This window comes from uncultured Rikenella sp., from assembly GCF_947628055.1.
GTDB lineage: Bacteria > Bacteroidota > Bacteroidia > Bacteroidales > Rikenellaceae > Rikenella.
The window spans coordinates 1-8,479 of the sequence record NZ_CANQYJ010000105.1; the positions used below are offsets into that span (position 1 = coordinate 1).

Annotated in this window: 6 protein-coding genes; all 6 read right to left on the minus strand. The window is 56.5% G+C overall.

Annotation, left to right across the window (positions count from 1 at the left end):
• Window positions 1-362 precede the first annotated feature (362 nt).
• Window positions 363-2,393 carry a tetratricopeptide repeat protein gene (locus Q0Z93_RS08685; protein WP_298064579.1) on the minus strand — a complete coding sequence of 677 codons (2,031 nt, stop codon included), beginning with the start codon at window positions 2,391-2,393 and terminating at the stop codon, window positions 363-365.
• A gap of 30 nt (window positions 2,394-2,423) precedes the next feature.
• Window positions 2,424-3,398, minus strand: coding sequence for a TIGR01212 family radical SAM protein (locus Q0Z93_RS08690; protein WP_298064581.1), 975 nt, complete (start codon window positions 3,396-3,398; stop codon window positions 2,424-2,426).
• A gap of 41 nt (window positions 3,399-3,439) precedes the next feature.
• Window positions 3,440-4,210, minus strand: a complete 771-nt coding sequence (locus Q0Z93_RS08695) for a hypothetical protein (protein ID WP_298064582.1) — start codon at window positions 4,208-4,210, stop codon at window positions 3,440-3,442.
• Window positions 4,211-4,349: 139 nt separating this feature from the next.
• Window positions 4,350-5,543: a class I SAM-dependent rRNA methyltransferase gene (locus tag Q0Z93_RS08700; protein WP_298064584.1), complete on the minus strand. Its 1,194-nt coding sequence runs from the start codon at window positions 5,541-5,543 to the stop codon at window positions 4,350-4,352.
• Entirely contained in the window at window positions 5,515-6,312 is a 798-nt protein-coding gene (locus Q0Z93_RS08705) for a 3'-5' exonuclease (RefSeq protein WP_298064587.1), read from the minus strand. Before Q0Z93_RS08705 ends, Q0Z93_RS08700 begins: the two co-directional genes overlap by 29 nt.
• A gap of 367 nt (window positions 6,313-6,679) precedes the next feature.
• On the minus strand, window positions 6,680-7,585 hold the full coding sequence (locus tag Q0Z93_RS08710) for a GNAT family N-acetyltransferase (protein WP_298064586.1): 906 nt from the start codon (window positions 7,583-7,585) through the stop codon (window positions 6,680-6,682).
• Window positions 7,586-8,479 lie beyond the last annotated feature (894 nt).

Sequence of the window (8,479 nt, forward strand, 5' to 3'; positions counted from 1 at the left end):
CCGAGGCGCCAGGAGGAAGGCGAAGCCAAACTTTTTGAGATGCTAACGCATCTCTTGAGCCTGCCGGATACCCTTGTCTTCGATTCTCTTGGGCCGGGTGCAATAGACCGCTCTATTTGCTCCTTAGTTCGACCTCGCGCCCACCCCCCGAGCGGCTTCGCCGCTGGGCGCAGAGGTCGGCGATCCGAAGGATCGCAATATAAAGAGTGGTCTATTGCTCCGGCCCAAAGAAACCTCGAAGCAAGAGGATTGCGGAGCCTAAGGAGTAGCGTAGCTATCTGAAAGTTTCTTTGGTTCTTTCTTTTCAAAGAAAGAACAGTCACACACGGCACAGTGCAATTACGATTACGGGGGAAAAAGAATTACCGGTTTTTGATACAATAGCGTTTGAGCACCTCGTAAGCCTCCGCCAGCCCCAGTTCCCCCGCCTTGCTCAGATCGAGACACCCCTTCTGCGTATCCTGCATGAAAATCTGCACCAGTCCCCGGTTGTAATACGCCTCCGCGAAATACGGGAACCGTTCGATCGCCCGCGTGTACTGTTCAAACGCCCCCGGCAGATCGCCGCTCAGGCACAGCATATTCCCCAGATTATAATAAGTTTGCGGCAATTCCGGCATCAGCAGCGCCGCCCGCCGCGTATCCGCTATCGCCTCCGAATAATCGTAAGTCTTCCTCCCCTGCGTCTGCAACAGCCGGGCCGCCGGGTCATCCGTATGGACAGCCACCTGCTGCATCACATTATTCCCTTCCAACGACGCGATAAATTCGATCATTTCCGCCTGCGCCGCCCCCCGGTTCAGGTAAACCAGCGGATTGTCGTCCGCCACCCGCCCCGCCCGGCGGTAATAACTCAGCCCCGAAGCATACTGCCTCAGCAACGTTTGGGTAACCCCCTTCAGAAAATTGTCCTCCCACGACACCGGCATCCCGTTCGCCGCATCCCACGCAGCGACGCTGTCCTCCGGCAATTCGTTCAAGGCCGGAATCCCCGTCATCTCGAAACGGAACCCCGCCCCGTCCGCAGATTTCCCCGTACCGGTCGCCGCCAGCTCCGCCAGATAGCCGTCCAACCGCGCATTGCGATACTCCCGCGGATTGTAAACCCGAGCCGTATCCTTCGCCATGAACGAAACCCGGAGCACCGGCATCAGCCGCACCTCCCGCCGCACATCTCCCCGCATCGAGCGCAGCTCGTTATTGCCGAAATCCGCGTCGAACGAGAGCAGCTTGTCGAACTGGCGGCTGGTGTCCGCAAAAGAAGTGAACGTGCTGTCGCTCAATTTCCGGCGATACTCCTCGATTTTTGTTTCCGCGATGCGCCTGTCCGCCTCCGCCCCCCGGAAATCCCGCAGCGCCGCCTTGAGCTGCGAACGGAACAGATAAGCATTCGCAAAGTCCGGGTAAAGCTCGATCGCCCGCGTGTAATCCTCGATCGCCCCCCGATAATCTCCCACCTGTATCTTGACCGACGCCCGGTTGTAGAATACCAGCACGTTCCCCGGATTGTACATCGCCACCCGGTCGTAATCCTCGATCGCCCGGTTGTAGTCCCCGATCTGGCTGCGCAGGATCGCCCGGTTGAAATAGGTCACCGAATTCGTGGAGTCGTAGCAAATGGCCCGGTCGAAATCCGCCAGCGCCCGCATCGGCTGCGACTCGTTGACATAGGCATACGCCCGGTAAAAGTATGCCACCGACTGCGTGCTGTCGATGCTCAGGGCCTTCGTCAGGTCGCGGATCCCCTCTTCGTTCCGGTTCTGCGCCACTTCGAGCAGCCCCCGCCGCACGTAGCCGTCCGCCTCGTAAGGATTGATCTCCACGGCCCGGTTGAAATCGGCATAAGCCTGCACGGTGTCTTTCAGATAGAGATAACACGTCCCCCGGTTCGTCAAAGCGTTGACATCGGACGGTGTGGAGCGCAGGTAGCGCGAAAAGTCCGCCACCGCTTTCTCGAACTGCTGGCTCAGGAAATAAGTCACTCCCCGGCTGTAATACATTGCCGGCATGTTCGGCCGCAGCTCCACGGCATACTGGTAATCCCTGAGCGCATCGTTGTAGTTCCCCATCCGCGAGCGCGTGATGGCCCGATACTGATAAGCCATCGTATAGACCGGATTGACGGCGATGGCGCTGGTGAAATCCGCTTCGGCACCCGGCAGGTCGTCCAGGTTGTACTTGGCCACCCCGCGCAGGAAATAGCCTTCGTACTCCTTGGTCTCCGTCCGAAGAAGCAGGTTGAGCATCTCGATCGCTTCGCGGTAATCCCCCGCGACGATCAGTTCGCGGCCCTTGTAAAAGAAGTAGGGCTTGTTGAGCTGGGCAAACACCTCGCCTCCGCCGTGCAGACACACGGACAGCAGCAGGAATAAGGCGGCGAGGAATTTTTTCATACGGCAAATATACGTTTTTTCGCTTTGGGGCTAAGTCCGGTCCGTTAAAAAGAGTTTTCCCTGCCACGTTCCGCGCTCCTCGAGGCGCTTTTCCAGCAGCTGGAGCAGCCGTTCGTTGCGCACCGATCCCCACGGCGAAGGATTGAGGTGATAGCGCGGCGGCGCTTCGCCCGCAAAACGTTCGATCACCAAGTCCGGCCGCAGCCGTTCCAGCAGGTCGATGAAAAGGTCGATATACTCCGGCAGCGTCCGGAAACGGTAGGCGTCCGGATGCGCGGCATAGTCCCGAGCCATCAAGGTGTCTTTGAAGATTTGCAATTGGTGGAACTTGACTGTATCTAACGGCAAAGCGTTGATCGCTCCGGCCTGCGCCACGAGCATCTCGTCCGTTTCGTCCGGCAGCCCGAGAATGAAATGGGCTCCGCAATGAATCCCCCGGGCCTTGGTCATTTCCACCGCCCGCACCGCCGCAGCGAAATCATGTCCCCGGTTCACGCGCCGGAGCGTTTCGTCGTAAACCGATTCGATGCCGTATTCCAAGATCACATAATATCCCTGCGCCGCCAGTCCTGCGAAATAGTCGAGTTTGGCTTCGTCCACGCAGTCGGGGCGCGTCCCCACCACGATCCCCGCCACGTCCGGATGGGTGATCGCCTGACCGTATATCTCGCGCAGTTCGGCCAGCGGCTTGTAGGTGTTGGAATAGCTCTGGAAATAAGCGAGGTATTTCTGCGCCTTTCGATAGCGGTTGCGGTGAAAAAGGATTCCCTCCTCGATCTGGCGTGCGATCGGGTACCCCTTATGGCTGTAAGAAGGGCTGAAGGCGTCGTTGTTGCAGAAAGTGCACCCTCCCGACGAGATCGAGCCGTCGCGATTCGGGCAGGTAAACCCCGCATCGATCGTCACTTTCTGCACCCGGCTGCCGAACAGACGGCGGAAGTAGGCCGAGTAGCTGTTGAACCGGCGAGAATCGCCCCACGGATAGGTCTCAACGACGGCGGACATCATGTGTTGGAAGTCAAAAACGTTGCGTTTTGAATATGCGGTTATTGCAGCGAGATCGCAATGTCGATTTTCGGAATCGAATCGTTCGGGGTCGGCAGTTTGGGCTGAGTCTTGATCACCGGCGGCTGCCCTGTCCGATGAGGGTCGTATTTCGGCCTCATCGTGGACTTGATGTTGTCGTCCATAAACCCGGCCCACGCTTTATTTCCGTTCATGTAACGCCGTTCGGCCTCCTGACGCGTCATCCCGAGCCGAGGCGTCTCGTCGAGCGGCTTGCCTTCGCGCGCCGCCTGCAACTGTTCCTGCAACGACTGGTTCAGGTTGGCATCCACGATATTGGGATTGAACCCCATGGACGGAATATGGGTCGCCTGTCCCGCCTGCTGGCCGAACGAGAATACCACCGTCCGTTTTTTGCCCGACTTGGATGCTCGTATCCGGCTCATGTCGAACGGCGGAATCGCATTCATCCCGTTCAGAATGGCATTGCGCAGCCAGGTTTCCGTCCGCAAAGCCGCGGCGCCTTCAAAAAGCCCCGTCCACGTGTCCGTATCGTTCTCGATCTCCAACTGGCGCAAAGCCCCGTCCGGAGCGATGACGAACGTGCAGCGGATTGCATAAGCGATGTCGTCCACCGTCTTTCCCTCCGGAATGGTCAGCACGAAATATTGCGCCACATGGAGCAGTATGGCGTTGTACTCCTTGTCGGCCTTGAGCACCGGCCTGGCGCGTATCCGCTGCACCGCCCCCGAAACGAGGGGTGACAGCTGCAGGACGAGCAGGGAGAGCAGGGTTCCAATCCGGATTTTCATATCGTTCGGCTGTGATTTCGTTTAAAACGTCGGCAATAGCCCAATTCGTATCGGTACAATAAAATACTGTATCTTTACAATGTTACCTTGCTATATTGCAAGGTGGTGTTGTAATATAGCAAGATTATATTGTATTCCGTTATTCGATGTAGAGCACCAGTCCTTTCAGGTACTCTCCCTCCGGGTGGTAGATATTCACCGGGTGGTCGGCCGGCTGGGTCAGCTGGTGCAAAATCCGTACCCTTCGCCCCGCCGTCGCCGCCGCACTGAACACCGCTGTGCGGAACTGTTCGCGCGATACCGCCTGCGAACAGCTGAACGTGAACAGAATGCCTCCCGCCGGCATCTTCGCGATCGCCGCTGCATTGAGCCGTCTGTATCCCTGCAAGGCATTCCCCAATACTTTGCGGTGTTTGGCGAACGCCGGGGGGTCGAGGATCACCAGATCGTAAGCCTCGGAGGGCATCTCCCGCACAAATTCCAAGGCGTCCGCCACGATTTCCCGGTGCGGAACTGTCGGGTTCGCCAGCGCGATATTTTCGGAGCACAGCCGCACTGCCTTTTCCGAGCTGTCCACGGAATCCACCGAAACGGCTCCGCCCTGCAAAGCATAAACCGAGAATCCGCCCGTGTAGCAAAAGGTGTTCAGCACCCGCCGCTCCCGTGCATAACGGGCGACCAAAGCCCGGTTCTCGCGCTGGTCGATGAAGAATCCGGTCTTCTGTCCCTCTTCCCAGTCGGCCCGGAATCGGTTCCCGTTTTCCTTGACGATAGGGCTGTCATTCGATGGATGCGATTGCCATAAGTATCCGTCGTGGGTTTCGATCCCGCTTTTCGGCGGTATCGTTCCCTCGCTTTTGTCATAAACTGCCGTCAGTTTTTCCGGCCCATACACTGTTTTCAATGCTTCTGCGATCTCGTTCCGCACGAGATACATCCCTACCGAGTGTGCCTGCATGACTGCCGTGGTGCCGTAGATGTCGATCACTAATCCCGGCAGGTTGTCTCCTTCGCCGTGCACCAGCCGGTAGCAGGTGGTGTCTTCGGAGTCGGTCAGCCCCAGCGCTTGCCGCACAGCATAGGCCTCGGCAATGCGCCGCCGCCAGAATGTCCGGTCGATCGGCTCGTTTTCGTCGAATGTAAGCACTCGCACGGCGATCGAGCCGATTCCGCAATGTCCGCGGGCAATAAAGCGGCCTTCGGCGGTATGGACGTCGACTACATCCCCTTCTTCCGGGGTGCCGTCGGTGCCGTATATGGCGCCGGAGAATATCCAGGGATGGCGGCGCAGCAGGGATTCTTCCTTACCGCGTCGGAGTGTCAGTCTTATCATGTATCTGTTCGGAATCGGAGTTCGACACGACTTTTGCCGCAGCGCTGGGTTCGGCTGCGGGCATGCTGCGACGATGATGCCGCATGCCGCTGCTGCGTCCCGTCCGCCGACGGTTCCGTGTCTTATGTTTCGGGGGCATTTCGCCTTCGGGCTGCTGTTGCAGCGACATTTTTTCGGCTTCGTCCATCAGGGCTGCGTTGTCGGCTCTGAGGCGCAGGTAGATCTCGCGGCAGACCCAGGCGTCCATCGCTGCATAGTCTTGCTGGGGCTCGGTGAGCCGCACGGCTTCCCAGTTGGTGAGCCGCTGGGCTTTGGAAACTTTGATCCCGAGCACGATGGCGGCCATCTTCTTGACGCTCAGTTCTTCGATCCCCCAGCGTTTGACGACGGACTGGAGATCGACGAATCCTGCGGGGCGGAATTCGGTCGCTTGCCGCATTCCGCGGAGGTCGTCGCGGATCGCTGCGCCGACTTTGATGATTTCCGGGGACGAAAGCATGGCCCGTATGTTCTCGGAAAGCGGTGCCATTTTGATGCGGAAGAGCAGGGCGGTGTCGGCGGTGGATATCTGCACGAGTGCCATCCCGTATTTCATCCCTTTCTGGAATGAGGGACGGGTCTCGGTGTCGTAGCCGAGAAGGGTCTCTCCCTGCAGCAGTGTTTCGGCTTCGCGCATGGTCTCTTCGCTGTCTACCACGAGTATGTGTCCGGGGAAATGGCCCACGGGCATCTGGTTGATTTCGTCGTTGGTGATGGTTGCCTGATACATATCCACCCGCAAAGGTAGGTTTTATTAGTACGTACCCGCATAGAACTGTTCCTTTTGTTCACAAAAGGAACCGAAAAAACTTTTTGAGATGCTTGCGCATCTCTTGAGCCTGCCGGATACCTTTGTCTTTGATTTGTCGGGGTGCGGGGAATCGGGCCGACCTCATGAGGTTTAGCCCTTATCGGCCCGATTTCCGCGCCCCGAACCAAACTCAATGCAAGAGGACTGCGGAGCCTAAGGAGTAGCGCAGCTATCGGAAAGTTTCTTTGGTTCTTTCTTTTCAAAGAAAGAACAGTACCATCCGGCACAGGGCTAAATAAACCTACGGTTTTTTGCATTGGGCGCGGCAGGCCCCATGCACAATCCGCTACTCGATATTGGAAAGATGGCGCTCCACCTTTTGAACATACAACTCACTGAGAGTGATCAGAATACCCGTTTCCTCGACATTCCCGAAATCGGGATTCAGCGCCGTGTCGAACACCTTCATCGTCGGCGAGAGGCTCATGTACGCATTGATCAGCGGCGGAATAGTCTCGTTGATCTCGCGAATCTTGCGCGACAGGATTTTGTAGTCCCCAGCGTAATCTTTGCCCGAGAAAACAGCCTTCATTTTCGCATCGTCGATATCTAACTCGACCGGATAGCGCGACCGGATCAGATTCTCGCGATCCGGAAAATGTTTTTTCAGGAAATAGAGCAGCATGTTCCGCGCCTCGCGGTTGTAATCCCCGTACATGGTGACTTTGCCGAAACAGTACTTCACATCCGGATTGCGCACCACGATCGCCCCCAGGCCATCCCACAGGTTATCCAGCGCGAAAAGGCTTTTCGGGTTGTTGCGCGACTGGTACTTCGGCTGCACGAACGAACGCCCCAATTCCAGCACGTAAGGCAGGTACTTTTCGCGGAACGTGTCGCTGAACTCGAAATAATGCTCCGTGGATAAATATTTCGGATGCGAAGAACGCGGAATAATATAGCGGTATCCGCCCATGATCTCCCGCGCCGCCGGATCCCAAACGATCAGCTGGGTATATCCGCCCGGAACGGTGTCGAGTTCGTCGATGTCAATGCTTTTCCCCGTACCTCCGCCCCCGTCGCGGAACGAGACTTCGCGCAGCCGCCCGATCTCCCGCATCACGTTCGGACATTCCGCTGCGGTGAGGGTATAAAGAATATTGCTGCCTTTGTTGGTTTTGCGCCAGATGCGCTCCGGGGTCAGCTCGGCTTCGAGCAGCTCGCGCGCGACGGGCTCGATGATCGGTTCCATCGTCATGTTTTCCGTATCTTCTTCTATGAAATCGGAAACAAAAATAGCGATAAATCGTCGGGTTGCGAAATTTTTACATGGTTGTCAGGTGCGGGTCTGCACCCGAAAGCAGATTTTCGCAGCGCGCGGAAAGAGTATAGTTCAAGTACAGTAGAACGGCCGGTGCCGGCGCGGGCTGCATCGAGTGTAGCGAACTTTCCGGATCGAGTGCCGAGTGGCACCGGGTCGGACGCCCGGGAGAAAGCGCAACGAGCACCGCCGAGGTGCGGGCCTCCCGGTTCTGCGAACCGGATTTTCCCGACGCGCAGGACGAAGATGGCTTCGCGGCAGCCTGCTGGCATTTAACCGGCCAAACTCTCGGTTGGAGTGCCTCTACCCCAATCCAATTCTCCCCGAAGCTCCGGTTCAGAATAAACATACGCCGAAGATAGTTCCGGCACAATAGCGGATTTTCGGAAAGTTTCGCCGAAATTTGCCGGTGCAATACCCCAAAGGAGTGTTTCGGAGCAAAACATTTTTTATCTTTGCCCTGTCGGGAGCCTTTTCGGAGACCCCGGCAGACATATTTCGATGAAAGTGTTTAGCTTTTATCCTTGGAAGAGAATCTGACAATTCAAAAAAGCGCAAGGATAGCAATAACACTCGTCACTTGTATGTGTATGCCTCGTTCTGAGTGTATACTATATGCAGGTGTGGGGTATTGTTTATTTGCGCTCGGGTTTTGTCAGAACCCTCTTCCGGATAAACTAACGACTCCACACTTGAACCGAGAATGATTATATACTAATCTGATAATCAATTTATATATTAGTCTTTATCTACTCGTTGGTTGAATTAGAATTTTAAGGATATATAAATGAAAAAGTTGCGCAATATGCAGATTTTTAGTAAATT